Source organism: Klebsiella sp. YJ (assembly GCF_002108615.1).
GTDB classification, from domain to species: Bacteria; Pseudomonadota; Gammaproteobacteria; order Enterobacterales; family Enterobacteriaceae; genus Klebsiella; species Klebsiella planticola.
Window position 1 is genome coordinate 171225 of record NZ_MTEG01000004.1, and the last position, 26865, is coordinate 198089.

Here is a 26865-nt window from a genome sequence, read left to right on the forward strand (position 1 = left end):
GTGAGTTTGCCCGGGCCTGTGGCCCGGGCGGCTCGCTTATTTAAAACCCACAATCGGATGCGGCTTGTACGGCGCCTCCAGCTTTTCTACCTGTTCGGGCGTCAGCGTTAAATCCACCGCCCCCAGCAGCTCGTCGAGCTGCTCCTGTCTGGAGGCTCCGACGATTGGCGCGGCGACGCCGGGCTTGCTCAGCAGCCAGGCCAGCGCCACCTGGGCGCGGTTGGCACCGAGTTCTTCCGCCACTTCAGCAAGATTCTGTGCAATCTGCGCATCGTTTTCATCGCTGGCGCTGTAGAGCGATTGACCAAACTCATCAGAGACCAGCCGGGCCGTGGTTTCGCCCCACGGACGGGTGAGGCGACCCCGCGCCAGCGGGCTCCAGGGGATGACCGATACGCCAGCACGATGGCACAGCGGCAGCATCTCGTTCTCTTCTTCACGATAGATCAGGTTGTAATGATCCTGCATGGTGACAAAGCGCGCCCAGCCGTTGCTCTCCTGAAGCTGTAGCGCCTGCGCAAACTGGCGGGCGTGCATCGATGAGGCGCCAATATAACGTGCTTTCCCGGCCTTAACGACCTCATTCAGCGCTTCCAGGGTCTCTTCAATCGGCGTGCTGTAATCCCAGCGATGGATCTGCAGCAGATCGACATATTCCATACCTAAACGGCGCAGGCTGTCGTCGATAGAGCGCAGGATTTGCGCACGCGAGAGGCCCTCCGGCAGATCCCCGACCTGGTGATATACCTTAGTGGCCACCACCACTTCGTCGCGGCGGGCGAAATCGCGTAGCGCGCGACCGACAATCTCTTCGCTGCTGCCGTCTGAGTAGCTGTTTGCGGTATCAAAAAAGTTGATGCCGCCTTCCAGCGCACGTTGAATGAGCGGTCGGCTGCTCTCTTCAGGCAGGGTCCAGGCGTGCTTGCCCCGATCCGGCTCGCCAAAGGTCATACAGCCGAGACAAAGCCGGGAGACCCGCAGGTGGGTTGCTTCAGGTGTGATGTAGTGCATGAACGGCTCCTGCTATCAACAAAAAGGGTATCCTTTAAGCATAGCAGGCGCCGTTAGCGGAGAGGATTCAGACCAGCCAGGCGGTGATTTTGGCTTCGATACCGGCGGCATCAAGGCCGAGGTCGGCGCGCACTTCTTCCTGGGTTCCCTGGGGAATAAAGAAGTCCGGCAGGCCGATATTCAGCACCGGAACCACACGGCGATGGGCCATCAGCAGCTCATTCACGCCGCTACCCGCGCCGCCCATAATGGCATTCTCTTCCACAGTTACCAGCACATCGTGGTCGGCGGCAAGCTGCAAAATAAGCGCATCATCAAGGGGTTTGACAAAACGCATATCGACCAGCGTGGCGTTGAGCTTGTCTGCCACCTGCGCCGCTTCCGGCAGCAGAGTGCCGAAGTTGAGTATCGCCACCTTTTCGCCCGTGCGTTTCACCACGCCTTTGCCGATCGGCAGTGAAGCCAGCGGCTCCAGCGTGGCGCCGGTGCCGGTGCCGCGCGGGTAGCGAACCGCGCTCGGCCCTTCATTGTAGTGATAGCCGGTGTAGAGCATCTGACGGCACTCGTTTTCGTCGCTCGGCGTCATGATCACCATATCCGGGATACAGCGCAGGAAGGAGAGATCGAATGCACCCTGGTGCGTTTGTCCGTCGGCGCCGACGATTCCCGCGCGGTCGATGGCAAACAGAACCGGCAGCTTCTGGATAGCGACATCGTGGATCAGCTGATCGTAGGCGCGCTGCAGGAAGGTGGAGTAGATAGCCACCACCGGCTTGTAGTCGCCGATCGCCAGGCCGGCGGCGAACGTCACCGCGTGCTGTTCCGCAATCGCCACATCGAAATACTGGTCAGGGTATTTTCTGGAAAACTCGACCATGCCCGAGCCTTCGCGCATAGCCGGCGTAACGGCCATCAGCTTGCTGTCTTTCGCCGCGGTTTCGCACAGCCAGTCGCCAAAAATTTTCGAGTAGGAGGGCAGGCCGCCGCTGCTTTTCGGCAGGACTCCGCTGGTATGGTCAAATTTCGGCACCGCGTGGAAGGTAATCGGGTCTTTTTCCGCCGGCTCATAGCCGCGACCTTTTTTGGTCATAATATGCAGGAACTGCGGCCCTTTCAGGTCGCGCATATTTTTTAGCGTATTGACCAGACCGAGTACATCGTGACCGTCCACCGGGCCGATGTAGTTAAAGCCCAGCTCTTCAAACAGGGTTCCGGGAACGACCATCCCTTTGAGATGTTCTTCGGTACGTTTGAGCAGCTCTTTAATCGGCGGCACGCCAGAGAAGACCTTTTTACCGCCTTCGCGCAGCGTAGAGTACAGTTTTCCGGAGAGCAGCTGCGCCAGATGATTATTCAGCGCGCCGACATTTTCGGAGATCGACATTTCGTTGTCGTTCAGCACCACCAGCAGATCGGGTTTGATATCGCCCGCATGGTTCATCGCCTCAAACGCCATACCTGCGGTAATGGCACCGTCGCCAATGACGCAGACCGCACGCCGCTGTTTGTCTTCTTTCGCCGCGGCAATCGCCACTCCGATACCCGCAGAAATGGAGGTTGATGAGTGGCCGACGCTCAGGACGTCATATTCGCTTTCGCCGCGCCACGGGAACGGATGCAGCCCGCCTTTCTGACGAATGGTGCCGATTTTATCGCGGCGCCCGGTCAGAATTTTATGCGGGTAGGCCTGGTGGCCCACGTCCCAAATTAAACGGTCAAAAGGCGTGTTATAGACGTAGTGAAGCGCCACGGTCAGTTCGACCGTGCCGAGGCCGGAGGCAAAATGCCCGCTGGAACGGCTGACGCTGTCCAGCAGGTAGCGCCGGAGTTCGTCGCACAGTTTCGGCAGGCTGTCTTTCGGCAACAAACGCAACTCCTGGGTGGAATCCACCAGTGCCAGGGTCGGGTATTTGGCAATATCAAAACTCATCAGAGACTCTTATTGTTTATTTATCGCGCTGAATTATGTAATTCGCGAGCGCTTCCAGTGCCGTAGTATCCAGAGATTGCGCGGCCAGCTCACTCAGCGACTGACGGGCGTCTTCAATCAGGTCATGCGCTTTTTTACGCGCTTGTTCAAGTCCCAGAAGCGCAGGATAGGTACTTTTGCCTAGCTGCTGGTCAGCTCCCTGACGTTTGCCAAGGGTCGCAGTATCCCCTACCACGTCAAGAATGTCATCCTGGACCTGGAAGGCGAGACCGATATTTTGCGCAAAGCGATCGAGCGCCGGCAGGGCCGCGCGGCCGCGTTCACCTGCGCTCAGCGCGCCCATGCGCACCGCGGCGCAGATCAGCGCGCCGGTTTTGTGGCGATGAATCCGCTCCAGCGCCTGCAGGTCAACCTGATGACCTTCGGCTTCCAGATCCAGCGCCTGTCCGCCGCACATTCCGGCGACGCCGCTGGCGTGAGCCAGCGTCGAAACCATCGCCAGACGATCGCTGTCCGGCACTTCAGGCATCGGCGCATCACTCAGTATAGAAAATGCCAGCGTTTGTAGGGCATCTCCGGCAAGAATTGCGTTCGCTTCGCCAAATTTAATGTGGCAGGTCGGCAGACCGCGGCGCAGATCGTCGTCGTCCATAGCGGGCAGATCGTCATGCATCAGAGAGTAAGCATGGATGCATTCGACGGCGGCGGCCGGCGCGTCCAGCGTTGTCCGGCTGACGCCGAACATTTCGCCGGTGGCATAGACGAGGAACGGACGCAGGCGTTTTCCGCCTAATAGTGCGCCGTACTGCATGGCTTCAACCAGTGGAGTGTTCTGAAAAGGCAGCGGAGCGAGGAAACGGCGTAGCGCGTCGTTGGCCTGCTCAACGCAAGCGTGTAATTGTTGCGAGAAGTCCATTTATTCAGCATCCGGTGTCAACGGCGTCAGCGGGCTATCCTCGCTGTCGGCCAGCAGAATCTGGACGCGCTGTTCGGCCTGCTGCAATCGGGCCTGCCCCTGACGCGCCAGCTGTACGCCGCGCTCAAATTCGCTGAGCGCCTCTTCTAACGGCAGCGCGCCGCTTTCCAGACGATTAACAATCTGCTCCAGCTCGCCCAGGGCGGTTTCAAAGCTGGCCGGGGCCTCATTTTTCTTTGGCATAGTGAATATAGACTCTTGTAATGTCGCGACACCAATATGGTAACGAAGTCACGTGGTTAAGCAAATATACACCTCATCCTTTCGCGGAATCGTTGCCGAAAGCGCGCAAACGGGTGGCTGGCAAGTGGGTTATGCCCCCGTCGCGCGGGAGCATCCTGAATGATTTTATGTAAAACGCGCAATGCGAGGCGCAATGTACTCAATGGTGATATACTGCGCTCCCTGGATGCAGGCACCGCGGTGCACTGCAGTACAACTTTTGCTTAAAGCCCCGTCGGGCTTGCCAACGAACTATTGTCGCCATGAAGTTTATCATTAAATTGTTCCCGGAAATCACCATCAAAAGCCAATCCGTGAGATTGCGCTTCATTAAGATCTTAACCGGGAACATTCGTAACGTTCTCAAAAACTATGATGAGACGCTTGCCGTCGTTCGTCATTGGGATCATATCGAAGTTCGCGCGAAAGACGAAAATCAGCGTCCGATTATTCGCGATGCGCTGACCCGAATCCCGGGTATCCACCATATTCTGGAAGTCGAAGACGTCCCGTTTACCTCACTGCACGATATTTTTGAGAAAACGTTGCCGCTGTGGCGTGAAGCGCTGGAAGGCAAAACCTTCTGCGTGCGCGTAAAACGTCGCGGCAAGCATGAGTTTACCTCTATCGAAGTGGAACGCTACGTCGGCGGTGGCCTGAACCAGCATATCGAAACGGCGCGCGTGAAGCTGACTGACCCGGATATTACGGTCAATCTGGAAATTGAAAACGATCGTCTGCTGCTGGTAAAAGGGCGCTACGAAGGGATCGGTGGTTTCCCGATCGGCACTCAGGAAGATGTGCTGTCGCTGATTTCCGGCGGCTTCGACTCCGGCGTCTCCAGCTACATGCTGATGCGTCGCGGCTGTCGCGTGCACTACTGCTTCTTTAATCTTGGCGGCGCGGCGCATGAAATTGGCGTTCGTCAGGTGGCGCACTACCTGTGGAACCGCTTCGGCAGCTCGCACCGCGTTCGTTTCGTGGCGATTAACTTCGAACCGGTCGTGGGGGAGATCCTCGAGAAAGTCGACGATGGCCAGATGGGCGTGGTGCTGAAGCGCATGATGATCCGTGCGGCATCGAAAGTAGCCGAGCGCTATGGCGTGCAGGCGCTGGTGACCGGCGAAGCGCTGGGCCAGGTGTCCAGCCAGACTCTGACCAACCTGCGTCTGATTGACAATGTCTCCGACACCCTGATTCTGCGTCCGCTGATTTCGCACGATAAAGAGCACATCATCGACCTGGCCCGTGAAATCGGTACCGAAGATTTTGCCCGCACCATGCCGGAGTATTGCGGCGTGATTTCGAAGAGCCCGACCGTGAAAGCGGTGAAGGCGAAGATTGAAGCAGAAGAAGAGAACTTCGACTTTAGCATCCTCGATAAAGTGGTGGCGGAAGCGAATAACGTGGATATTCGCGATATCGCCCAGCAGACTCAGCAGGAAGTGGTGGAAGTTGAAACCGTGACCGGCTTTAGCCCGAACGACGTCATTCTGGATATTCGTTCCGTAGACGAACAGGATGAAAAGCCGCTGAAGGTTGAAGGCGTTGACGTTGTGTCATTACCGTTCTACAAGCTGAGCACCCAGTTCGGCAATCTCGACCAGAGCAAAACCTGGCTGCTGTGGTGCGAACGCGGCGTGATGAGCCGTCTGCAGGCGCTGTACCTGCGTGAGCAGGGCTTTGAGAACGTGAAGGTTTACCGCCCGTAAACCGCGAACAATCACGGTCATCCCGGATAGCGGCGCTCCTGCCTTATCCGGGCGACCGTTTCGCCAAATCAGGCTTCGTAGTAGTTATAAATTCCCGCCGCCATCACCAGCTGTGACGCAACCTCATGGGCTTTTTCACGCCCGACCAGCAGGTCGATCATTTTGAGCGCAAAATCAATGGATGTTCCTGGCCCCTGGCTGGTGAGCAGGTTGACCCGCGGGTCCCAGACCACGCGCTTGTCCTGCCACTGCTCTTCAGGGATGCGATCCTTAAGGGCCGGAAAACCGGTCATATTGCCGATGGGGAAAAGGTTATGCGGCACCAGTACGGTCGCCGCCGCCGCGCAGATGGCGGCGACAATGCGTCCGGAAAGATGAAACTGGCGGACCGTTTCCACCAGCAGCGGGCTGTCGCGGAAATACTCCGCGCCTTTTATCCCACCGGGAAGGACGATAATGTCATAATCGCCGTCGGCGACCTCTACCAGCGGCGCATCCGCCAGCAGCCTGACGCCCCGCGAGCAGACGATAGTCAGGCCGCCATCGCTGGCGACGCTGGCCGTGGTGACCTGCACGCCGCCGCGGACCAGTAAATCCATTGTGGTGACCGCTTCGGTCTCTTCGCTACCAGGGGCGAGGCAAATCAGTGCCGACGCGCTCATATTCATTCTCCTTACGCTTTACCAGTTCAAACAAACGGGCGTTTTCCGGTACGGCAAGGCCGTGAGCGCGGGCGCGCTTCAGTAGAAAACCGGTGATATAGTCGATTTCCGTACGACGCTGCGCGCGGATATCCTGCAACATCGAAGAGATATTTTCTGCCGTACTTTCAATTACCTGATGGACATAAAATAACAGGTTTTCCGGTGAAGTATGAATACCTTCGCGCTCCATGACCGCAGCGACCTCCCGGCAGATGACCTCAACTTCCTGCGGATAGTCGCGCAAATCGCCGTTGTGGCACTCTTTCAGCGCCGTCAGCGGGTTAATCACGCAGTTAACCGCCAGCTTGCTCCACGTTGCCGGGCGGATATTATTGTGCCAGGCGACGTCCGGCAGGACGCTTTGCAGGGTATCGGCAAGGTCGCTGTAATCCTGCGGATAGTCTTTCGCCGGGCCGATATGCGTCGTGCCGTTGGCGACGTGCACAATGACGTTGCCGTCGCGGCGTGCGGCCTGGGTTGTCGAGCCCAGCAGCAGCGGCTGCTGCACGCCTTTCAGTTCATCGACGGTCCCCATCCCGTTATGGATAAGCAAGATCGGCGACGAGGCGGGGAGAGTTTGCGCCAGATTTTTTACCGCGTTGGAGACCTGCCAGGCTTTTAGCGTCACCAGCAGCAGGTCGCTGCTGGCGAGAAAGTCAGGATCGTTGGCGGTTAACGACTCATTAAAAATCGTCCCGTCAGTCTCGATCAGATTGACGCTACAAAAGGGTTGTGGGACGCGTAACCAGCCCTGGACATCGTGTCCGTGTTTGCATAACGCGGTTAGCCATAGCTGCCCCAGCGCACCGCATCCGAGTACGGTTACTTTCATTCTTCCTCCTCACCTGCGACTACCCCAGGCATTTATAGCTAAAGTATATACTCGTTGCGCTGCCGGCTGCAGCCCACACCTCGGTGGCCTGGCGTGCATTGAGCATCGGAACATCGGCTATGCTTGCGGGATAACCAGTTGAGTTATGTCGCGTTGCGGGTATTATGCAACGCAAAAGAAACAGAAGGAGAGGAAAAGATGCCATCTTTCGATATTGTCTCTGAAGTCGATCTTCAGGAAGTTCGAAACGCCGTAGAGAATGCGACCCGTGAAGTGGAGTCGCGTTTTGATTTTCGTAACGTTGAAGCGAGCTTCGAACTGAACGAAAAAAACGAGACCATCAAGGTCCTCAGCGAATCTGATTTCCAGATTAACCAGCTGCTGGATATTCTGCGTGCGAAGCTGTTAAAACGCGGCATTGAAGGCAGTTCTATCGAAGTGCCGGACGAGTTCGTACACAGCGGGAAAACCTGGTTTGTCGATGCGAAGCTGAAGCAGGGGATTGAGAGCGCGACGCAGAAAAAAATCGTCAAGCTGATCAAAGACAGCAAGCTGAAGGTGCAGGCGCAAATTCAGGGCGAAGAGATTCGCGTCACCGGTAAAGCGCGCGACGATCTGCAGGCGGTGATGGCGCTGGTGCGCGGTGGCGACCTGGGACAGCCGTTCCAGTTCAAAAACTTCCGCGACTAAGTCGGGGCTGCTGGCGTATCATCTGCAAAGGTCGGCCAATAAAAAAGCGGGGATTTCCCCGCTTTTTTTATACCCCTTTGATGGCCTGCTCAATTTCGAAGCGGTTGGTCACCTTGCTGTCGATTTTGATATACACCGACCGTTCGTCGGGCACCACCAGAACCTGTTTTACCCCATCAGTGCTCTGCAGACGCTCCTGCAGCGCGCTATCGGCCACCACATCACCGGGAATTTCAACCCGCAGGCTGCTGACGTACGGCGGTTCGCTCATCGTCCCGGCAACCAGCAGCCACAGCATCGCCAGCAGCGCGCCAAGCAAGAATACGGTTTGCGAATCAAAGAAGCCGTCTACCCAGCCTCCCAGCGCGCCGCCAATCGCCACGCCAAGGAACTGGCTGGTCGAATAGATGCCCATTGCGGTACCTTTATAGCCCGCCGGCGACTCTTTACTGATTAAAGAGGGGAGCAGGGCTTCCAGCAGGTTAAAGGCGAGGAAGAACAGCTGAACGCCGGCGACCAGTTCCCAGAAATAGCCGCCTGCGCCCCACAGGACGATTTCGGCCACCAGCAGCAGCGCGACGCAGAACAGGAACACGTGTTTCATCTTGCGCTTCACTTCGGCATAGATGATAAACGGCACCACCGAAACAAACGAAATCAGCATGGTGACCAGGTAAATTTTCCAGTGCTCGGCGGCGGGGAAACCGGCGGCTTCCAGCTGCCCAGGCAGGGCAACAAAGGTGGACATCAGCATGATATGCAGGCACATAATGCCGAAGTTGAGCTTCAGTAGTTTCGGCTCAGCAAGCACTTTGCTAAAGCAGCCTTTGACCATCCCTGATTCACGGTTCAGCACGTGATTATGGCTGTTGGGCACCACCCACAGGGTCAGCAGGATGCCGATCGTCGCGAGGATGGCGATCATCCAGAACAGCGCATGCAGGCCGAGCTGGTGAGTAATAATCGGCCCCAGCACCATGGCGATGGCAAAAGTAACGCCAAAACTGACGCCGATAAAGGCCATCGCCTTCGTACGGTTCTGTTCGCGGGTTAAATCGGAGAGGAGCGCCATGACCGCTGCGGCAATGGCGCCGGAACCCTGCAGCGCGCGCCCAAGAATGATGCCCCAGATAGAGTCGCTGAGCGCGGCGATGACGCTACCGATAACGAAGATTAACAGGCCGCCGACAATCAGCGGTTTACGACCAATACGGTCGGAAAGCAGGCCGAAGGGAATCTGGAATACGGCCTGTGCCAGACCATAGATACCAATAGCCAGGCCAATCAGCGCTTCGCTGGCGCCCTGTAACGCCATGCCATAGGTGGTCAAAACCGGCAGAACCATAAACATGCCGAGCATACGCAGCGAGAATACGGTCCCCAGACCCCAGGTCGCGCGCAGTTCACCTGGCGTCATTTTATTGTCGTTCATTACCACCTCAATCTAAAAACTGCGACTAGTGTAGTGGTGGCAGGCATAAGCGTAAATAAATGTTTGTTTAACAGATATTACCGCTGTGTTGCATGATGAGGTAAACGCGGGGAAAACAAAGAAACCAGTGGAGAAGGCCCCACTGGTTGATGGCATTTATTGTAAATTAAAGTCAACCCATTGGCTGCCGGCGTCGGCGGATTTCACGCATTGCTCCACCCAGTAGACGCCGTGCAGACCTGCTTCAACGTCCGGGTACCAGAAGCTCTCCAGAAACGCGCGATCGCCCCGATCCATCGCATCGATGGCTATCGCATAGCGCCGGTAGAGGTTTGCCCACGCTTCAAACAGTCCCTCCGGGTGGCCGCCGCCGATACGATCGTCTGCCAGGGCCGCGGCGCTGAGATAGGGCATGCCGCGCTCAAGTACCCGCGCCGGCTCACCTTGTACCTCGTAGCTGAGCTGGTTAGGATGCTCATCCCACCACTCGATGCTGGCTTTCTCACCGACGATCCGCACCTTCTGCGAGTGCATGGCGCCGCTATTGACCGCGCTGGTCCACATTGAGCCCACGGCGCCGTTATCGTATTCCATCAGCACAAACGCGTTATCTTCCAGCGGTGCGCGCGATGCAACGAAACTCTGGCGAGAACACATCAGACGGCGAATGTTGAGGTGCGGCGCCATCGTTTCGGCCACAAAGAGCGGATGCGTTGCCAGGTCGCCCAGCACGTAGCTTGGCCCGGCATACTTCGGCGTAACGCGCCAGCGGGTTGACTCCGCCTGCAGCTCGACGGCTTCATTATGAAAACCGTGGGCAAACTGCATATTGATAATTCGAATCTGTCCGAGCAGCCCGTCGGCAATCATCTGGCGCGCCTGCTGAATCATCTGATACCCGGCATAGCCGTAGGTGACGCCGACGATTTTATTATGCTTGATGCTCAGCTCCCGCAGCTCCTGGGCTTCCGCGGCGGTAAAGCAGAGCGGTTTTTCGCAGATAACGTGCAGTCCGGCTTCCAGCGCCGCTTTGGTAATGGCGAAGTGGGTATTGTTCGGCGTGGTTACCGACACCACTTCAATACCGTCAGGACGCAGCGCCTCTTCGCGGAACAGCGTTTGATAATCGGCATAGCAGCGCCCCGGCGCGATCCCGAGCTGTTCACCAAACTGACGTCCGCGTTCGGCATCAATATCAAAAGCGCCGGCCAGCAAGGTAAAGACATTGTCACGCAGCGCGGCTGAGCGGTGGCTGTAGCCGATCTGGCTGGTGGATCCGCCGCCGACCATTCCCCAGCGCAGGGAGCGAGACAGGGGTTTCATGCCGTTTAACATGGTGTTCTCCTTGATACAAAGTACGGATGTCTGATGAAAATCGCTCCCTGCTCCAGGAAGCGGGACAGGACCCTGGCGCCACGCCTGACGATGAAACTGTCGCCTGAGGAGTGACAAGGTAAATTTAAAAATGTTTATTTCATTTTCTATATTATATGAAATTAAATTTTTATTTATGAGAGAAGGATCGAAAAATTATCAAGATTATCCTCACCGTCGAGTGTGCCTCTGAAAAGTGACGATTTGGCTAAAAAGCGTATTAAATGAGATTATTAACCCTATTTTTATTGGTGTTTCTGGCCAGGGATGTGTGATAGTGCGGGTGAAACCGCTGAGCTAACGAGCGATGTAATTTCATTTTTTGTTTAAATGAAACTTATTTTTCTTTTTCTTCCGTAGTAAAGATAGCAGGAAAGTCGGCGCAATGCGGTATTGCGCCGACATCTGTTTATGCGGATCCGGTCGTCTGGCCTGCCGCCCGCTGAATGGCGGCAACGATCTCCAGTGAGCGCAGCGCATCGGCAGCATCGATCAGCGGTTTCTCCTCGCCCGTGATGACCTGCAAAAAGTGGTCAAGCTGCAGCATGAAGGGATCGATAGCCTCGACGTGAAGCCTGTCACTCAGCAGCGGGTGGAGCCAGCCGCGCGCTTCGCCATAGCGCCACCGCTGCATCTGCGGGATCGCCAGCGCGCCGCCGGTACCGGAAATCAGATAGCAGTTTTCCGGCGCATGGGCGTAGTTCGCATTTTCTCCGGAGTTCATCTCCCAGCTCCACGGGCCTACGCCGCAATCGGTGAGTACCGCGCTACCTAATGCCCCGCTGGCGAACCGCAGGTTTACCACCGCGCTGTCTTCATTGGCGAAGCGGCGTACGGCATGGGAGGTAAAGGCCTGCACCTGGTCGATTTCGCCAAACAGATAGCGCATCAGGTCAATATCATGGACCAGATTGACCAGCAGCGGTCCCGCGCCGGGCTCGCGTCGCCAGGCAATGTCAAAATACTCATCCGGCTTTTGCAGTACCCAGTGCGCGGAGACGGTGACGATTTGCCCGAGTTCGCCGCTGTCGATCGCTGTCTTCGCCGCGGCGATCAGCGCGTTATGCCGCCGGTGGTGCCCTACCAGCACCGCAACCTGATGGCGAGCAGCGGCATCGACCAGTTCCCGGGCGCGTTGCGGCGAGTCGGCGACGGGCTTTTCGACCAGCACCGGGATCCCGCGTTCGATGCAGGCCAGAGCACAGGGCAGGTGCAGAATATTGGGCGTGGCGTTAATCACCCCCTGCGGGTGGACCGCGTCCAGCAGGGCTTCAACGCTGTCATACCCTGGGATATCCAGCGATTGCGCCAGCGCCTGCGCCTGGGGTGAAGGATCGGCCAGCGCGACCAGCTCAGCCCGTGGGTTAGCGCGAATTACCGCAATATGTTTGCGTCCGATGGCGCCCGCGCCAATGACGGCAAGACGTATTTTGCTCACGACAGACTCCTCAGCGTGGGGGAAGGGGCAGGGGAGGCCGTTTCGGCATCGCTGGCAAACAGCCCCTTCACTACCAGACCGACGACGGTTAATGCCGCCGGGATCCCAAGGATTAAAAAGACGTTTTCGAAGCTGAGATTCAGCGCCATCATTTCCGCGCCGGCAAAGGCGCTGAGGATGGCGCCCATTCGGCCGACGCCGTGCATCCAGCTGGAGCCGGTCGCGCGCGCCTGGGTCGGATAATAGCGGGCGGAGAGCGCATTCATGCCGGTATTCGCGCCGTTCAGGCAAGCGCCGCTGACGAAGGCCAGCAGGCACAACAGCGCAAAACTGGCGGCGGCATAGCCCATGGCCATCGTAAACAGGCCGCCGATGGCATAAATCAGCCCCAGCGCCCGATGGGGATTGATGCGATCCATTAGCCAGCCAGCGAACAGAGAGCCTACGGTGCCGCCGGCCTGATAAATCGCCGTCATCACCGCCGCCTGACTGACGGTCAGCCCAACCTCTTTGACCAGCGTCGGCAGCCAGCTGCCGAGGATATAAACCAGAAACAGGCCCATAAAATAGACCAGCCATAACATCAGCGAGCCGAGGCGGTAGTGGCGCGAGAGGACAAGGCGCATGGCGTTGGCGTTGACGGGCTGCGCCGGGAGCGTGAATTCAGCGTTATCCGCGATTTGCCCCGGATAGAGGCGTTGTAATATCGCCCGGATACGTGCCGCCGGCGCGCGTTTAACCACCAGAAAGCGCACCGACTCCGGCAGCAGCCAGATAAGTAACGGCGCGAACAGCAGCGGAAGAATCCCGCCGAGCGCCATCAGCGAATGCCAGCCAAAACGCGGGATTAGCCACGAGGCAGAAAAGCCGCCTGCCGCTGCGCCAAAGGTAAAGCCGCAAAAAATCACCGTAATCAGAAATGAGCGCTGGCGCTCGGGGGCATACTCCGATACCAGCGTGCCGATATTGGGCATCGCCGCACCGAGCCCCAGTCCGGTCATAAAACGGAAAAAAATCATCTGTTCGATGTTCTGCGAGAAGGCGGTGACGATGGTCCAGAAGCCAAAGAAAAAGACGCTGTTGACGATGATTTTCTTTCGCCCCAGCCAGTCGGCTAGCGGGCCTGAGAGGATCGCCCCCAGCGCCAGGCCAATCAGCGCCGCGCTGATGACGAAGCCGAGCTCGTAGTTGGTTACCCCCCATTCATGCTTCAGCGTCGGGGCGATAAACCCCATAATCGCAATATCAAAACCGTCGAGGGCAATCACGCAAAAGCCTAAGAAAACCACCAGTTTCTGGAAACGGCTAAGCGGATTACCGTTGATTAACTCTCTGACATCCAGGCGTTGGATCTGAGTCATAGGGTTTTCCTTATGCGCAGGGGCGCAGGTAAGACTGCGCGGCATTGAACAGCAACTGCGCGCGGTTGAGGGCGGGCAGAGCGCCCTGGGCGCCGCTTAACGGGACTTCCAGCGATACCGGCAGCGTTGTCGGCAGCGCGGACATCAGACCATGCAGATCCAGCCCGCCTTCGCCCGGTACCTTCCGCGCGGCGCGGGCCTGGTGGATCAGTTCCTGTTCGTTATCGGGAATCTGCGCCGGGGCGTCGCACAGCTGCATATAGTTGAGGCACGCTGGCGGCAGGTCGGCGAGGCTGGAGAGCGACTCTCCCGCGCGCCAGAAGTGGATGGCGTCGATCAGAATCCCGATGTCCGCCCGCCCGCTGGCGGAAATCAGCCGCCTGGCGTCAGCGATAGTGCGCAGCTGGGTCCACGGCATCGGCTCCAGGTTCATGGTTAAGCCATACCCACGGCCGGCTTCGGCGAGCGCGGCAAGATTTTCAGCGCTGCGGGTCAGGTGGTTATCGTTGCCGGCCACCAGCACCTGACGGGCGCCCAGGCGCGCGGCGGTTTCCAGAAAGCTTTCCAGGCGGGTATTAAGCGAAAAGTCGCTCGTCAGACGGACGATTTCGACATCTGATACGCGAATACCGGTCTCCATCAGCGCAGAGAGGGTTGCGCGAACGGTCGCGGTATCGCCGAGCATATCGTAATCAGGATCGGTCGGCGTGGCAGGGAGCAGACGCAGGCCGACATGAGTAAAGCCGGTTTGTGACGCGATCCGCACCTGTTCCGGTGGCGGAACGTCGAGCACGGTGAGCGCGGCGAGGGACAGGGTTCGCATGTTCATAAAAGACTCCGGTACAGTTGCAGGTGATTGTTGTTATGTGTACTGCCGTCCCTGGTAAGATGTCGGTTACGATGCTGTTTTTGTTATATTGGCGGCCAGTGTTTTTCCCACCAGATAGCCAAAGGTCATGGCCGGACCGAGCGTAATACCGCCGCTGGGGTAGTACCCCTGCATCACGCTCGACATATCATTGCCAATGGCGTAGAGGCCAGCGATCGGCTGCTGGCGCGCATCCAGCACTCGCGCCTGTTCATCGGTTTTCAGTCCGCTAAAAGAGCCCAGCGACCCCGGTAAAATACGCACCGCATAAAAGGGCGCGTGGCGCAGCGGGCCTAGCGTTGGGTGATGAGGATGCCTGGCATCCCCCTGAGCCCGGTTATAGGCCGAGACGCCGCGCTGAAATTCCGGGTCCTCTCCTTGCGCGGCGTAGTCGTTAAAACGGGCCACCGTCTCCGCCAGCTGCTTGCCATCGATGGCACACTGTTCCGCCAGCGCCTCCAGCGTGGGTGCCGAGCGGAGATAGCCCGTGCGCAGCCATGCCGCGGGTGAAAACGGAAAGGGGCGGGCGTGGCCCAGGCCATAGCGGCGCAGCGTCCGGCTATCGGCCAGCAGCCACGCTGCCGGCTGCTCTCCCTCAGGCGTTGCGGCCAGCAGCGCGGCAATAAAGTCGTGGTAGGAGTCGGCTTCATTAGTAAAACGCTTTCCGTTGGGCAATACGGCGATAAACCCCGGCTTCGCGCGTTCAACCAGGTGCGGGAAGACCAGCTGCAGGCCGCTCGCGAGGGTGACGCGGGAGACCGGCGCCCAGGCCATGGCGTGTTTGAGCGAGGCGTCGAACTGACCGCCGACCGATTCCCCGAGCCGGATCCCGTCCCCCTGATTACCCGGCGGCGCGGCGGAGAAGTGGCCATAGCCGTCCGCCGCGTGGGGAACCTGCTGCGCCAGGCGTTGGCGATCGTGCGGAAAGCCGCCGCAGGCGAGGATTACGGCGCCGGCGTGAACCTCAATATCGCCATCATCGCTGCGCAGTATCGCGCCGCTGACCCCACTCGATGATGTCAGCAGGCGAGCAACAGGGGCATTCAATTGAATACTGACGCCAGCGTCGAGCGCCGAACGCAGCAGGCGGCCCATCAACGCGTTACCGTTAACCAGATACTGCCCGCGGCCTGCTCGCAGTCGTTGCCAGCCGTGGTGCAGCAGACGCCGGGCGGCATACAACGCCGATCGCGGGGAGCGGGTTGCGTTAAAAAAGTGCGCCATGTCGCTACCGCCGGCGATGCCCATGCCGGCCAGGCTGATGGTTTCCAGCGGCGGGCGCAGACGATGTAACCAGTCGCCAAGCAAGCGTCCGTCAAACGGTTGTGCCGTCACCGAACGTCCCCCCTGGGCGTAGCCCGGCGACATATGAAAATCCGGCATCTTACTGCCGGAGAGAAATTGCACCGCCGTATGGCGGCGGAAGAAGTCGATCATCTCCGGACCCTGCTGCAGGAAGGTGAGCAGGCGGGCATCGGCGGGCTGGCCGCCCATTTCGTGCTGCAGATAGGTTAGCGGCGCGTCCTCTTGCTCCTGAATGCCCTCTTCGCAGGCGAGCGGATTGCGCGGTATCCACAGCCAGCCGCCTGACCAGGCGCTGGTGCCGCCGATGACCGGCTCTTTCTCGGCCAGCAGGACGCTGGCGCCCTTGAGGGCGGCGGTCACCGCGGCGGAAAGCCCCGCCGCGCCGGAACCGACGACCAGCACATCCACCTTTTTATGCCCGCTCATCTCCGTCCCCTTATTGCAGTGGTGAAAAATCAACAGGACGCAGCAGGACCGACTCCAGCCGCTCAACGGCCGCCAGTTCGCGGTTTTTACGCGAGAAGGTCAGCCAGCGTTGGTCTTGCGCCATGCGCGCCCGACGTACCAGGCGATCGTCGAGGCTTTCGTAAGCCCAGATATGCACCACCTGATTCACCACGCCGATTTCGGTGAAGAAAAAGCCGATCAGCTTACCGAGATGCTCGGTCTGGACGGCGTAAGCATCGCTTTTGTACAGCGCCAGCCAGTCGGCCATTTTCAGCGGATTAATGGTGTAGGTGCGTTTTTCATAGATCATGGTGTTTCTCCTGTTGATAGGGTCGGTTGTTGTGCCATATGGCGGGCAGAGAGATAGCCGAAAGTCAGCGCCGGGCCGAGCGTAATGCCGGGACCGGGGTAGGTGCCCGCCATCATGGAATCCATATCGTTACCAACGGCATAAAGGCCTCTGATCGGCTGACGTTGTTGATTAAGGACCTGGGCGTTTTCGCTGGTGACCAGGCCGCGCGACGTGCCTAAATCACCGGTGTAGAGGGTGATGGCATAAAACGGCGCCTTCAGCAGCGGGGCATTGCAGGCGTTCGGTTGATGGCGCGGATCGCCCATCGCGCGGTTATAGCTGTTGCCGCCTTTGGCGAATTGCGGATCTTCTCCCTGCGCGGCGTCGCGGTTGTAGCGGTCCACCGTCCCGGCGAGCGCTTGTGCGTCAAGCCCTAGCTGTTGAGCAAGCCGGGCGAGGGAGTCCGCTTTGTGCAGGTAGCCGGCCTCGATCAGCGCATCGTTGTTCACCGGCGCGGGCCGCGCAAGACCGAGGCCGTAGCGTTTCATCGCCAGGGCATCGCAGATCAGAAAACAGGGGGCGTTTTCGGGCTGGCTTTGCATGGCGCTGGCGAAGTGGTGGTAAGAGTTTGATTCGTTGACGAAACGTTCCGCCTTTTGGTTCACGGCGATAACGCCCGGCTTGGCCCGGTCGGTGACCAGGTGCGGGAAGCGTTCTTCGCGCCCGTCGGCGTGGCGTAGTACCGAGACCGGCGCCCAGAAAAAATTGGACGACAGGTCGGCTCCTTCACAGGCGTTGAGTGCGCTGGCAAGACGGAATGCGGCGCCATCATTGCCGGCCGGCGACATGGAGTAATGCTCGCGGGTATGCGGCCGGTAGCGTGCCGCCAGCTCTCCTGCGGCAAAGCCGCCGGCGGCCAGCACGACGCCGCAGCGCGCCTGTAAGGTCTCTTGTTGGCCGTCACATTCAATATTGACGCCGGTGACCGCGCCCTGGTGCTCAACCAGAGAAAGGACGTTGACGTTCAGCCGGAGCGTCATGCCTTTGCGCAGCGCTACGGTGGCCATGCGGGCAATTAAGGCGTTGCCCATCGCCAGCCGGGTGCCGCGCGGGTGACTGATGCGGTCGCGCGCGTAGCGCAGCAGCAGCTTCGCGCAGTGCGATAACGAGCGCAGCGAGCGGCGCATCTCCAGAAAATGCTGGATATCCACGCGGTTGACCATCATGCCGCCAAATAACAGCATCCCCGGCGGGGGAGAGCGCAGGTCGCGAAAGCGGTCGCCGAGCTGGCGTCCGTCGTACTCCACGACCTCCAGCGCGCGTCCGCAATCAACGGCGCCCGGCTCATCAGGATAATAGTCCGGTGACAGGGGGCGCAGACTGTACTTCACCGCGCCCTCTTTTTCGAGGAACGCCAGCGCTTCGCGCCCGGAAGCGACAAACGCATCGACAATGTCCGGACGATAGTTCTGTTCACCGATGATCGTTTTCAGGTAGGTTTTGATCGCGTCCGCCGCACCGCTTTTTCCCTGCGTACGCGCCTGATCGGTATCGTTGATCCATACCGCTCCGCCGGAAATCGCCGAGGTGCCGCCAAACTGCGGCGCTTTTTCCAGCATCAGCACCGACAGCCCTTTGCAACAGGCCGTGACCGCGGCGGCGAACCCGCCGGCGCCGCTGCCGATGACAATCACATCCCAGCTTTTCATGCCGCGGCCCCCTGTTCCTGGGGGATGGCTCCGATGAATTGCCCCATGAGTTTCATCTGCGCCAGCGCCATTTCGGGGCCGGTTTGTATTACGCAGCCGCGCGCCTGCGCGAAAGCCAGCAGCGGCGTGAGCGCCGGGGCGGTAACGACATCGGCGACGTGGGTTGCCGCGTCGAGAGTCTCCAGTAAGTGTGGCGGTAGCGGCAGAGGATCGAAATTCGCCATTCCCGCCGGAGAACCGTTTACCAGCAAATGCATGCCACTCAGGGTGTCGGGCAGGGGAGTGAGGATAACCTCAGGGAAATGGGTAGCGAGACGGTTATGCAGCAGCTGTAATGTGGCCGGATTCTGGTCATGTAGCGCCAGCTGGCGAATGCCGGCTTCACACAGTCCCCAGGCGATGGCGCTGCCGACGCCGCCGCAGCCGGAGAGCAGCGCCGTCTTCCCTTCAGCCTGAAAACCGTGGGCCGCCGCGGCAAGAGAGAAGCCGACGCCATCCAGCATATCGCCCTGCAGACGGCCATCCGCCAGTTTGCGAATGACATTCACCGCGTTGAGATGGCGGGCGCGCGGCGTTAATTCGTCAACCAGCGTGGCGGCGCGCTGTTTGTGCGGCACGGTGACCAGTACGCCGCTCATGTTCAGCCATCCGCGTAACGCCAGCAAATAATCCGCCACCGCTTCCGGGGCGATATCGACCGGGATCATCACGCTGTCCATCTGCTGGTCGGCGAAGTAGCGGTTGAAGTTCTCCGGTGATTTAACCTGCGTAATCGGATGGCCGATAACGGCAACGACCTGCGTGAATCCACTGACCATTTCAAACCTCATTTGTTAAATGAATGTTGTGAAAGTATTTCAGCGGAACCTGAGAGCAACAACGCAGAATTCGGACGTATTGGTTGTTAATCGCACCACCACTGCGATAATCGCAGTGAATCGATGGCAATGTTGCAGAAATGTGAGCTGATATGCAAAACACAATACATCCGCGCGATTTGATAGTCGGTCTGCAAAAAGGACTGGCCTTGATCCAGCTTTTCTCCAAAGATTTTCCCCGACTCAGCGTGCCTCAGGCGGCGAAAATGAGCGGCCTGACGCAGAGCGCCGCGCGTCGTTTTCTGCTGACGTTGCTGCACGAGCGCTATGTACAGACCGACGGGCGCTATTACTGGCTGACGCCAAAAGCGCTGCGCCTGGGGCAGGCCTATGTTGATTCGGCACAGTTTCCGCGCATGGTCCGTCCCATCGTTGAGTACATTGCCAGCCGGACGGAAGAGCATGCGTCGGTCGGGGTGATTGATGAAGATGAACTGGTGTATATCGCGCGCAGCAAACATACGCCGTTTAACTCGACCTCGGTGAGGTTAGGGGAGCGGGTGCCAATATTCTGCACCGCCGGCGGGCGACTCTGGCTGGCTTCGCTGCCGGAAGACGAGTGCGAGGTGATTCTGCGACGTATCAAGCGTGAACAGCGCACGCCGTATACGGTGACGGACGTGGCGATGCTGATGGAAAAAATTGCTCTGGTGCGGCGCCAGGGGTTTGCCACTATCGAGCAGGAGTTTGAAATTGGGATGCTGGTGCTGGCGGTACCTCTGTCTGACAGGGAAGGGATGTACTGGGGCGCGCTGAGCCTGACCTCTCACCAGTCGCGGACGTCGCTGGATGCGTTGTGTCGCGACCATCTGGATCTGCTCTATAGCGCGCAGGCGATGCTGGTGGGGTAATTCCGGGCAATAAAAAACCCCGCCGGAGCGGGGTTTGTCAGAGCGACAATCTTATCTGACGTAGGCCAGCAGATTGTGTGAATCCGGCACCATAAAGTCGACGGACATCATCACCGACAGTGCGGTAATGGCGACGATAGAAAAGACGAACAGCTTACGCGCCCAGACTTTGTCATCCGCCACTTTGTAACCGCGCAGCGCCATCCCCAGCCACCAGACGCTCACCGCGGCGGCAACGACCAGGTATTTATACCCGGCGTAGCCACCCAGTGACAGCATCAGCGTGGCGACAGCAAAGGCCACGATGTACAGCGTAATGTGGTTCTTCGCCACGGAAATGCCTTTCACCACCGGCAGAACCGGAATGTTCGCCGCCTGATAATCCTTGAAGCGGAAAATCGCGATGGCGTAGGAGTGAGGCATCTGCCACAGGCTGAAGATAGCCAGCAGAATCGCCGCGCCGCTATCGAAATTACCGGTCACCGCGCAGTAGCCAATCACCGGCGGCGCAGCGCCGGAGAGAGAACCAATCAGCGTACCGTAGACGGAGTGGCGTTTCATGTACAGGCTGTAGACGCCGACATAAACCACGAACCCCATCACCCCCAGCCAGCAGGCCAGAGGGTTAGCGCCAAACCACAGGAGCATGAAGCCAGCAATACCCAGCAAGGTGGCGTATACCAGCGAAACTTGTGGCGAGATCAGCCCTTTGACCAGCACCCGGTTTTTCGTCCGTTCCATCTTACGATCGATGTCACGGTCGATGTAGTTGTTGAATACACAACCCGAGGCGACCACCAGGGACACCCCAAGGAGCGTCCATGCAAACAGCGGATAGTCGATGTGGCCCTTGGAGGCCAACAGGAAACCGCCGATCACGGAGATCAGGTTGCCAAAAATGATGCCAGGTTTCGTTACTTGCAGGTATTGCTTAAACATACTTGCCGCTCTTAGTGCATCATCATGTTGTAGTTCAGGTTCCACATAATCCAGATGGAGCCAACAACAACGATAGCAATGATGATTACGGTGAAGATAAACGCGGTCAGGTTCCAACCTTCGTCAGACTTGCTGTTCATGTGCAGGAAGTACACCAGGTGTACCAGAATCTGCACAACAGCGGTGACCAGGATAGTTCCCAGAATAGCCGCATGCGATGCGGAGCCACTCATAACCATAGCAAACGGGATAACCGTCAGAATGATCGACAGGACGAACCCTGTCATGTAGCTCTTTACGCTGCCGTGAGAAGCGCCGTTATGATCGCTAGAATGACTCATTACATTGCCCCCATCAGATAAACAACCGAGAACACGCAGATCCACACAACGTCCAGGAAGTGCCAGAACAGGCTCAGGCACATGATACGGGTGCGGTTAGTGTTGGTCAGGCCACGACGTGAAACCTGAACCATCAGCACCGCCATCCAGATCAGGCCGGAGGTGACGTGCAGACCGTGGGTTCCGACCAGCGCGAAGAACGCTGACAGGAAGCCGCTGCGATCCGGGCCCATACCTTCAACAATCAGATGATGGAATTCATAGAGTTCCATCGCGATGAACCCTGCCCCGAAGAGGAAGGTCAGCGCCAGCCAGGAAACAACCTGGCTCTTATTGTTTTTGTACATGGCGATAGCCGCCATGCCGTAGGTGATGGAGCTGAACAGCAGCAGCGCGGTTTCAACCAGAACGAACGGCAGTTCAAAAATATCTTTACCGGTCGGTCCGCCAGCCGTGCCGTTCACCAGAACGGCATAGGTAGCAAACAGGGTGGCGAAGATAATGCAGTCGCTCATCAGGTAGATCCAGAAGCCGAATACCTTCATCGGCCCTGTATCGTGGTGCCCGTGTTCATGCGCGTGGGCGTTATGCGCAAGAGTATCAGTTGCCATTTTTCAGCCCTGCTTTGTTAATCTCATCGAAATGCTGATTTTCCAGTTTTTCGACTACTGCAACCGGCACGTAGTAATCCACGTCCTCGTCAAAGCTCTTAATAATCCAGGTCACCAGGATACCGACGAAGCTTGCAATCGCCATCCACCAGATGTGCCAGATCATCGCGAAACCAAACACCGTTGCGAAAGCAGCAATAACGATGCCTGCGCCGCTGTTTTTCGGCATATGAATCTCTTCATAGCCAGCCGGTTTCTTATACGCTTCGCCTTTTTCTTTCATTTCCCAGAACGCGTCACGCTCGTGAACGACAGGAACGATAGCGAAGTTGTAGAACGGAGGCGGAGAAGAGGTTGCCCACTCCAGAGTACGGCCGCCCCACGGGTCACCGGTCAGGTCGCGGTTCTGATCGCGATCGCGGATAGACACGTAGAACTGAATCAGCTGGCAGAGGATACCGCAGGCAATCAGCGCCGCACCGCATGCCGCAACAACCAGCATCGGGTGGAACTGCGGGTCAATCTGCTGGCTCAGGCGACGCGTCATACCCATGAAGCCCAGTACGTACAGCGGCATAAATGCGACGAAGAAGCCGATGATCCAGAACCAGAAAGCGCGTTTGCCCCAGGTTTCGTTCAGCGTGAAGCCAAAGGCTTTCGGCCACCAGTAGGTCAGGCCAGCAAAGCAACCGAATACCACACCGCCGATAATAACGTTATGGAAGTGGGCAATCAGGAACAGACTGTTGTGCAGCACGAAGTCCGCGCCCGGTACCGCCAGCAGAACGCCGGTCATACCACCAACAGAGAAGGTCACGATGAAGCCGATAGTCCACAGCATGGCTGAGTTGAAGACGATACGGCCCTGGTACATGGTGAACAGCCAGTTGAAGATCTTAACCCCGGTCGGGATTGCGATAATCATGGTAGTAATACCGAAGAAGGCGTTGACGTTCGCGCCGGCACCCATGGTGAAGAAGTGGTGCAGCCAAACGATGAACGACAGAACGGTAATACACACTGTTGCCCATACCAGCGAGGTGTAGCCAAACAGACGCTTACGCGAGAAGGTTGCGGCGATTTCGGAGAAGACACCGAATACCGGCAGCACCAGGATATACACTTCCGGGTGGCCCCAGGCCCAAATCAGGTTGATGTACATCATCATGTTGCCACCCATCTCGTTGGTAAAGAAATGGGTGCCCAGGTAGCGGTCCAGGGTCAGCAGCGCGACGGTGACGGTCAGGATTGGGAAGGAGGCGATAATCAGGATGTTGGCGCACAGAGATGCCCAGCTAAATACTGGCATCTTGAACATCGTCATGCCAGGGGCACGCATCTTGATAATGGTCACGAAGAAGTTAATACCGGTTAACGTCGTACCAATACCGGATAGCTGGAGAGCCCAGATCCAGTAATCGACCCCAACGCCCGGACTGTACTCGATTCCCGACAGCGGCGGATAGGCCAGCCAACCGGTCTGTGCGAATTCACCGACGCCCAGAGACAAGTTAACCAGAATTACGCCGACAACGGTGAACCAGAAGCTCAGGTTGTTGAGGAACGGGAAGGCAACGTCGCGCGCACCGATCTGCAGCGGAACCACGAGGTTCATCAGACCGATAACAAACGGCATCGCTACGAAGAAGATCATGATAACGCCGTGGGCGGTAAAGATCTGATCGTAGTGGTGAGGCGGCAGGAACCCTGCTTCCCCGGCCGAGGCCAGCACCTGCTGGCTACGCATCATAACGGCGTCAGCGAAGCCACGCAGCAACATCACGATTGCTACGATGACATACATGATACCAAGTCTTTTGTGGTCGACCGAAGTCAGCCACTCATTCCAAAGGTAGGACCACTTACCGAAGTAAGTGATTGCCGCCAGAAGCGCCAGTCCCCCGATGATAATCGCAGCCACCGTAACCACAATAATGGGTTCGTGGTAGGGCACTGCATCCAGTGTAAGTTTTCCGAACATCGTTTTCTTCCTCGGCCCCTTAGTGAGCGGTTTCCGCGTGGCTCATGTCCATGCCTTCCATCCCTTCGTGCGCTGCGTGCTCGCCTTCAGGCTGGGACATATCCATGCTCTTGCCATGAGACATAAATTTGTTCACAACATCTTTAAACAAATCCGGTTTCACGTCAGAGAAGTATTCCACTTTGTTGTATTCGCTAGGCGCAGCCAGTTTGTCGAAAGCCGCCATGGAGTCCATGGTGTTCGACGACTGTTTCGCTTTCGCTACCCACTGATCGAAGGTTGCACGATCCGGCGTGGCGATAGCTTTGAACTTCATACCAGAGAAGCCCGGGCCGCTATAGCTTGCGGAGATACCGTCATAAGTGCCAGTTTCATTCGCGATGAGGTGCAGCTGAGTCTGCATCCCGGCCATTGCGTAAATCTGGCTGCCTAAACGTGGGATAAAGAACGAGTTCATCACGGAGTTAGAGGTCACTTTGAAGTGTACCGGTACGTTCGCCGGGAAGGCGATTTCGTTGACGGTAGCAATACCCTGTTCCGGATAGATGAAGAACCATTTCCAGTCCATCGAAACAACTTCGATGACGATCGGTTTCTCTTCGTGAGCAAGCGGTTTGCTTGGCTCAAGTGCGTGAGTGGTTTTCCAGGTCAGAACGGCCAGGAACAGGATGATCAGAATAGGAACCGTCCAGACCACAGCTTCAACTTTGTTGGAGTGTGACCAGTTCGGGCTATACTTCGCATCTTTATTACTCGCACGATACTTCCAGGCAAATCCTACTGCCATTAAGACGGCGGGAATAACGACAATCATCATCAGGCCAAAGGCCGTCAGTATCAGAGAACGTTGCTCCAGTCCAATCTGTCCTTTTGGGTCAAGGAGTGCAGAATCACAACCACTGAGTAATACAGTACCTGCGATTAATGACATCCATCCCAAACTTTTATTGTATTTCCTAAGTCTCATTGAACGACCTCAATTCCACGGAATCTGGTGGCGCTTAAAGTGTACGGGCATTTTACGGGAAGGTTGCATTACTGTAAACATGATTGGGGCTGTGTCAGTTCTGTGTTAGCGGGTTCTGCTCGCTTTGTCACATATGTAACCGAGTGTGACGCTGATGCTTGCAAAGCACGCTATATGCAGGATCTATAACGAAAGAGATAAGAATGGATGGGCTTATGGGGGAATGAGTATAAACACTCGAAAAATAACACAACTAATTAACAATTAATTATCAAATAACAGACATTGCTCGGCGGCGATATTAAATCGCTTTTGCTGAATCGGTTAAATTATTTAATGTTTTGAATAAAAGTTGTCAATAACTTCCCAAAATGTAAAGCGCACAAAACAACAAATGAAAAATGAACAATATAAAATCGTTAATAAGCCGTTATAATTACGTTCAGTGATTACAACGGCTAATAACCCCGCGATTATGCGTTAAATCAGCGCTCTCTTCCGTAACGCCAGATAATCAAGCAGACTTCCGAGTAAAACGCCGGCGATGGCGGTGATGGCCGCAATTTCCAGCAGCGCGGGCAGGAAGGAAAACGAGGTGAAGTCGAGGGCATTAAGTATCAGCAACAGCAGCCATATGCCCAGCATCAGCGAACCCACGGCCAGAATCAGCAGCGCCAGCGTATAGGTCTGTGGATAGTCCGTGCGCGGAATAAAGCTTCCGGTGCGTTGCGTGTACTCCAGGGTTTGCCGGCAGAGCAGCAGGAGCACAATCCCCGGGACGGCGGCAAAGACGGAGAACAGATAAAACGTAGGCCAACCGTGAGCTTCGACGAACCAGCCGGCAATCGGCCCGACGTACACGCGACCAACTGCCGAGAGCGCGGACAGCAAAGCAAACTGGGTGGCGGAAAACGATTTATTACACAGGGTCATTAACAGGGCGACAAATGCCGCCGTGCCCATACCGCCGCACAGGTTCTCGAAAAAGACCGCCGTCGCCATGGAGTAAAGATGTTTATCGGTAATCGACAGCAGCCAGTAGCCGGCATTGGATACGCCCTGTAGCACGCCGAAAATCAGCAGGGCGCGAAACAGGGTGAGGCGCTGCATTAATACGCCGCCGTAGAGTGCGCCAACAATCGTCGCGAAAAGTCCCAGCGTTTTATTGACCATTCCGACCTCGCCGGCATCAAAACCGACGCCACGAATCAAAAACGTGGTGGTCAGACTCATCGCAAAGGCATCGCCGAGCTTATAAAGGACGATGAGCAGCAGGATCAGCCAGGCGTTGTTGCGTCCGAAGAAATCGCGCAGCGGTTCGGCGACCGCCTGTTCGAGGCTTTTCGGTACCGGAATCACATCGCTCGGTTCTGGCGCCAGCAGGGTGGCGATAATGCAGGGAATCAGCAGCACGGCCATCAGCCAGTACATTCCCTGCCAGCCGAGCCAGCGATCGGCCAGCCACAGCGCCAGACCGCCGGAGACCAGCATCCCCAGGCGATAGCCCAGCACGCTGATGGCCGCGCCTGCGCCACGCTCCTCTGCCGGCAGCACATCGGTTTTCCAGGCGTCGAAAACGATATCCTGCGATGCGGAGCAGAAGGCGATAACTACCGCTAATGCCGCCATCCAGCGGAGCTGGGTGGAGGGCTCAAGGAACCCCATGGCGGCGATGGCGATCAGCAGCAGAAACTGGGTGGTCAGCAGCCAGCCGCGGCGCCGGCCAAGAAACGGCGGCGTGTAGCGGTCCATTAACGGCGACCAGAGAAACTTAAAGACGTAGGCCTGACCAACCAGCGAGAAGAAGCCGATCGTTTTCAGATCGATATTTTCAACGGTCATCCACGCCTGGAGCGTGCCGGAGGTCAGCGCGAGAGGCAGGCCGGAAGCAAACCCAAGGATCAGCAAAATAGCTGATTTAGGCTGCTGGAAAATGCGTAAGTAGTGGTTGGACATGGCTTATGGCGCAAACCCGGCGCGAGGCCGGGTTTGCG

The 26865-nt window shown here is 57.5% G+C and carries 24 protein-coding genes; 3 read left to right on the forward strand and 21 right to left on the reverse strand.

Translation table 11 applies throughout. The features are described from left to right. Nucleotides 1-36: 36 nt before the first annotated feature. The 4 genes from BV390_RS04965 to xseB form a co-directional block, all read right to left on the reverse strand. Nucleotides 37-1011, reverse strand: coding sequence for an aldo/keto reductase (locus BV390_RS04965; RefSeq protein WP_046853029.1), 975 nt, complete (start codon nt 1009-1011; stop codon nt 37-39). A 67-nt stretch (nt 1012-1078) separates the two neighbouring features. Further along, on the reverse strand, nt 1079-2941 hold the full coding sequence (gene dxs, locus BV390_RS04970) for a 1-deoxy-D-xylulose-5-phosphate synthase (protein WP_032689259.1): 1863 nt from the start codon (nt 2939-2941) through the stop codon (nt 1079-1081). Nucleotides 2942-2957: 16 nt separating this feature from the next. Then, nucleotides 2958-3857: a (2E,6E)-farnesyl diphosphate synthase gene (gene ispA / locus BV390_RS04975; RefSeq protein WP_032689258.1), complete on the reverse strand. Its 900-nt coding sequence runs from the start codon at nt 3855-3857 to the stop codon at nt 2958-2960. Beyond that, nucleotides 3858-4100, reverse strand: coding sequence for an exodeoxyribonuclease VII small subunit (xseB, locus tag BV390_RS04980; RefSeq protein ID WP_032689257.1), 243 nt, complete (start codon nt 4098-4100; stop codon nt 3858-3860). 302 nt (nt 4101-4402) lie between these two features. Here xseB and thiI point away from each other — a divergent pair, with 302 nt between their 5' ends. Further along, nucleotides 4403-5851: a tRNA uracil 4-sulfurtransferase ThiI gene (gene thiI, locus BV390_RS04985; protein ID WP_032689256.1), complete on the forward strand. Its 1449-nt coding sequence runs from the start codon at nt 4403-4405 to the stop codon at nt 5849-5851. A 68-nt stretch (nt 5852-5919) separates the two neighbouring features. Here the strand turns inward: thiI and yajL are convergent, their stop codons facing one another. Together yajL and panE are read right to left on the reverse strand one after the other, a co-directional pair. Then, nucleotides 5920-6513 carry a protein deglycase YajL gene (gene yajL / locus BV390_RS04990; protein ID WP_032689255.1) on the reverse strand — a complete coding sequence of 198 codons (594 nt, stop codon included), beginning with the start codon at nt 6511-6513 and terminating at the stop codon, nt 5920-5922. Next, the gene (gene panE, locus BV390_RS04995; RefSeq protein ID WP_032696550.1) at nt 6476-7387 is read right to left on the reverse strand and encodes a 2-dehydropantoate 2-reductase; all 912 of its coding nucleotides are present in this window, start codon (nt 7385-7387) and stop codon (nt 6476-6478) included. The genes yajL and panE overlap by 38 nt, the downstream gene beginning before the upstream one ends. A 198-nt stretch (nt 7388-7585) precedes the next feature. Between panE and BV390_RS05000 the strand changes: the two genes are divergently transcribed. After that, the gene (locus BV390_RS05000) at nt 7586-8077 is read left to right on the forward strand and encodes a YajQ family cyclic di-GMP-binding protein (protein ID WP_004858653.1); all 492 of its coding nucleotides are present in this window, start codon (nt 7586-7588) and stop codon (nt 8075-8077) included. A gap of 67 nt (nt 8078-8144) precedes the next feature. On the opposite strand, the gene BV390_RS05005 is transcribed toward BV390_RS05000, so the two are convergent. The 9 genes from BV390_RS05005 to BV390_RS05045 all read right to left on the reverse strand — a co-directional run bounded on the left by BV390_RS05005 (nt 8145) and on the right by BV390_RS05045 (nt 19121). Beyond that, complete coding sequence (locus BV390_RS05005) at nt 8145-9509, reverse strand: MFS transporter (RefSeq protein ID WP_032696549.1); 1365 nt, start codon at nt 9507-9509, stop codon at nt 8145-8147. Between the two features lie 156 nt (nt 9510-9665). After that, on the reverse strand, nt 9666-10844 hold the full coding sequence (locus tag BV390_RS05010; RefSeq protein WP_032696548.1) for a Gfo/Idh/MocA family protein: 1179 nt from the start codon (nt 10842-10844) through the stop codon (nt 9666-9668). A gap of 448 nt (nt 10845-11292) precedes the next feature. Beyond that, the gene (locus BV390_RS05015; protein ID WP_085396657.1) at nt 11293-12321 is read right to left on the reverse strand and encodes a Gfo/Idh/MocA family protein; all 1029 of its coding nucleotides are present in this window, start codon (nt 12319-12321) and stop codon (nt 11293-11295) included. After that, a complete protein-coding gene (locus tag BV390_RS05020) occupies nt 12318-13682 on the reverse strand; it encodes an MFS transporter (protein ID WP_032696546.1) in 1365 nt (454 codons plus the stop codon). Before BV390_RS05020 ends, BV390_RS05015 begins: the two co-directional genes overlap by 4 nt. Before the next feature lie 10 nt (nt 13683-13692). After that, nucleotides 13693-14511, reverse strand: a complete 819-nt coding sequence (locus BV390_RS05025; RefSeq protein ID WP_064793182.1) for a sugar phosphate isomerase/epimerase family protein — start codon at nt 14509-14511, stop codon at nt 13693-13695. 66 nt (nt 14512-14577) lie between these two features. Beyond that, nucleotides 14578-16281 carry an FAD-dependent oxidoreductase gene (locus BV390_RS05030; RefSeq protein WP_085396658.1) on the reverse strand — a complete coding sequence of 568 codons (1704 nt, stop codon included), beginning with the start codon at nt 16279-16281 and terminating at the stop codon, nt 14578-14580. 10 nt (nt 16282-16291) lie between these two features. Next, on the reverse strand, nt 16292-16612 hold the full coding sequence (locus BV390_RS05035) for an NIPSNAP family protein (RefSeq protein ID WP_032689247.1): 321 nt from the start codon (nt 16610-16612) through the stop codon (nt 16292-16294). Next, on the reverse strand, nt 16609-18303 hold the full coding sequence (locus tag BV390_RS05040) for an FAD-dependent oxidoreductase (protein WP_085396659.1): 1695 nt from the start codon (nt 18301-18303) through the stop codon (nt 16609-16611). Before BV390_RS05040 ends, BV390_RS05035 begins: the two co-directional genes overlap by 4 nt. Beyond that, nucleotides 18300-19121, reverse strand: coding sequence for a shikimate dehydrogenase family protein (locus tag BV390_RS05045; protein ID WP_085396660.1), 822 nt, complete (start codon nt 19119-19121; stop codon nt 18300-18302). Before BV390_RS05045 ends, BV390_RS05040 begins: the two co-directional genes overlap by 4 nt. A gap of 152 nt (nt 19122-19273) precedes the next feature. On the opposite strand from BV390_RS05045, the gene BV390_RS05050 reads away from it, so the two are divergent. Beyond that, the gene (locus tag BV390_RS05050) at nt 19274-20032 is read left to right on the forward strand and encodes an IclR family transcriptional regulator domain-containing protein (protein ID WP_032689245.1); all 759 of its coding nucleotides are present in this window, start codon (nt 19274-19276) and stop codon (nt 20030-20032) included. 51 nt (nt 20033-20083) lie between these two features. Here the strand turns inward: BV390_RS05050 and cyoE are convergent, their stop codons facing one another. The 6 genes from cyoE to ampG form a co-directional block, all read right to left on the reverse strand. Then, entirely contained in the window at nt 20084-20971 is an 888-nt protein-coding gene (cyoE, locus tag BV390_RS05055) for a heme o synthase (protein WP_004858694.1), read from the reverse strand. Between the two features lie 11 nt (nt 20972-20982). Continuing rightward, nucleotides 20983-21312, reverse strand: a complete 330-nt coding sequence (locus tag BV390_RS05060; RefSeq protein ID WP_004858696.1) for a cytochrome o ubiquinol oxidase subunit IV — start codon at nt 21310-21312, stop codon at nt 20983-20985. Continuing rightward, nucleotides 21312-21923, reverse strand: a complete 612-nt coding sequence (locus BV390_RS05065; protein WP_004129790.1) for a cytochrome o ubiquinol oxidase subunit III — start codon at nt 21921-21923, stop codon at nt 21312-21314. Before BV390_RS05065 ends, BV390_RS05060 begins: the two co-directional genes overlap by 1 nt. Further along, complete coding sequence (gene cyoB / locus BV390_RS05070) at nt 21913-23904, reverse strand: cytochrome o ubiquinol oxidase subunit I (protein ID WP_032689244.1); 1992 nt, start codon at nt 23902-23904, stop codon at nt 21913-21915. Before cyoB ends, BV390_RS05065 begins: the two co-directional genes overlap by 11 nt. Nucleotides 23905-23923: 19 nt before the next feature. Further along, nucleotides 23924-24871: a cytochrome o ubiquinol oxidase subunit II gene (gene cyoA / locus BV390_RS05075; RefSeq protein ID WP_004858705.1), complete on the reverse strand. Its 948-nt coding sequence runs from the start codon at nt 24869-24871 to the stop codon at nt 23924-23926. 480 nt (nt 24872-25351) lie between these two features. Then, entirely contained in the window at nt 25352-26827 is a 1476-nt protein-coding gene (gene ampG, locus BV390_RS05080; RefSeq protein ID WP_032689243.1) for a muropeptide MFS transporter AmpG, read from the reverse strand. Nucleotides 26828-26865: the final 38 nt, after the last annotated feature.

What these genes read in the sequence shown, in the direction of transcription:
- panE (WP_032696550.1), bottom strand. Translation starts at nt 7,387, where the DNA reads ATGAAAGTAACCGTACTCGGATGCGGTGCGCTGGGGCAGCTATGGCTA.
- thiI (WP_032689256.1), top strand. Translation starts at nt 4,403, where the DNA reads ATGAAGTTTATCATTAAATTGTTCCCGGAAATCACCATCAAAAGCCAA.
- cyoE (WP_004858694.1), bottom strand. Translation starts at nt 20,971, where the DNA reads ATGTTTAAGCAATACCTGCAAGTAACGAAACCTGGCATCATTTTTGGC.
- BV390_RS05035 (WP_032689247.1), bottom strand. Translation starts at nt 16,612, where the DNA reads ATGATCTATGAAAAACGCACCTACACCATTAATCCGCTGAAAATGGCC.
- BV390_RS05040 (WP_085396659.1), bottom strand. Translation starts at nt 18,303, where the DNA reads ATGAAAAGCTGGGATGTGATTGTCATCGGCAGCGGCGCCGGCGGGTTC.
- BV390_RS05005 (WP_032696549.1), bottom strand. Translation starts at nt 9,509, where the DNA reads ATGAACGACAATAAAATGACGCCAGGTGAACTGCGCGCGACCTGGGGT.
- ampG (WP_032689243.1), bottom strand. Translation starts at nt 26,827, where the DNA reads ATGTCCAACCACTACTTACGCATTTTCCAGCAGCCTAAATCAGCTATT.
- BV390_RS05000 (WP_004858653.1), top strand. Translation starts at nt 7,586, where the DNA reads ATGCCATCTTTCGATATTGTCTCTGAAGTCGATCTTCAGGAAGTTCGA.
- cyoA (WP_004858705.1), bottom strand. Translation starts at nt 24,871, where the DNA reads ATGAGACTTAGGAAATACAATAAAAGTTTGGGATGGATGTCATTAATC.
- BV390_RS04965 (WP_046853029.1), bottom strand. Translation starts at nt 1,011, where the DNA reads ATGCACTACATCACACCTGAAGCAACCCACCTGCGGGTCTCCCGGCTT.
- BV390_RS05025 (WP_064793182.1), bottom strand. Translation starts at nt 14,511, where the DNA reads ATGAACATGCGAACCCTGTCCCTCGCCGCGCTCACCGTGCTCGACGTT.
- BV390_RS05050 (WP_032689245.1), top strand. Translation starts at nt 19,274, where the DNA reads ATGCAAAACACAATACATCCGCGCGATTTGATAGTCGGTCTGCAAAAA.
- cyoB (WP_032689244.1), bottom strand. Translation starts at nt 23,904, where the DNA reads ATGTTCGGAAAACTTACACTGGATGCAGTGCCCTACCACGAACCCATT.
- BV390_RS05065 (WP_004129790.1), bottom strand. Translation starts at nt 21,923, where the DNA reads ATGGCAACTGATACTCTTGCGCATAACGCCCACGCGCATGAACACGGG.
- dxs (WP_032689259.1), bottom strand. Translation starts at nt 2,941, where the DNA reads ATGAGTTTTGATATTGCCAAATACCCGACCCTGGCACTGGTGGATTCC.
- BV390_RS05030 (WP_085396658.1), bottom strand. Translation starts at nt 16,281, where the DNA reads ATGAGCGGGCATAAAAAGGTGGATGTGCTGGTCGTCGGTTCCGGCGCG.
- BV390_RS05045 (WP_085396660.1), bottom strand. Translation starts at nt 19,121, where the DNA reads ATGGTCAGTGGATTCACGCAGGTCGTTGCCGTTATCGGCCATCCGATT.
- BV390_RS05020 (WP_032696546.1), bottom strand. Translation starts at nt 13,682, where the DNA reads ATGACTCAGATCCAACGCCTGGATGTCAGAGAGTTAATCAACGGTAAT.
- yajL (WP_032689255.1), bottom strand. Translation starts at nt 6,513, where the DNA reads ATGAGCGCGTCGGCACTGATTTGCCTCGCCCCTGGTAGCGAAGAGACC.
- xseB (WP_032689257.1), bottom strand. Translation starts at nt 4,100, where the DNA reads ATGCCAAAGAAAAATGAGGCCCCGGCCAGCTTTGAAACCGCCCTGGGC.
- ispA (WP_032689258.1), bottom strand. Translation starts at nt 3,857, where the DNA reads ATGGACTTCTCGCAACAATTACACGCTTGCGTTGAGCAGGCCAACGAC.
- BV390_RS05010 (WP_032696548.1), bottom strand. Translation starts at nt 10,844, where the DNA reads ATGTTAAACGGCATGAAACCCCTGTCTCGCTCCCTGCGCTGGGGAATG.
- BV390_RS05060 (WP_004858696.1), bottom strand. Translation starts at nt 21,312, where the DNA reads ATGAGTCATTCTAGCGATCATAACGGCGCTTCTCACGGCAGCGTAAAG.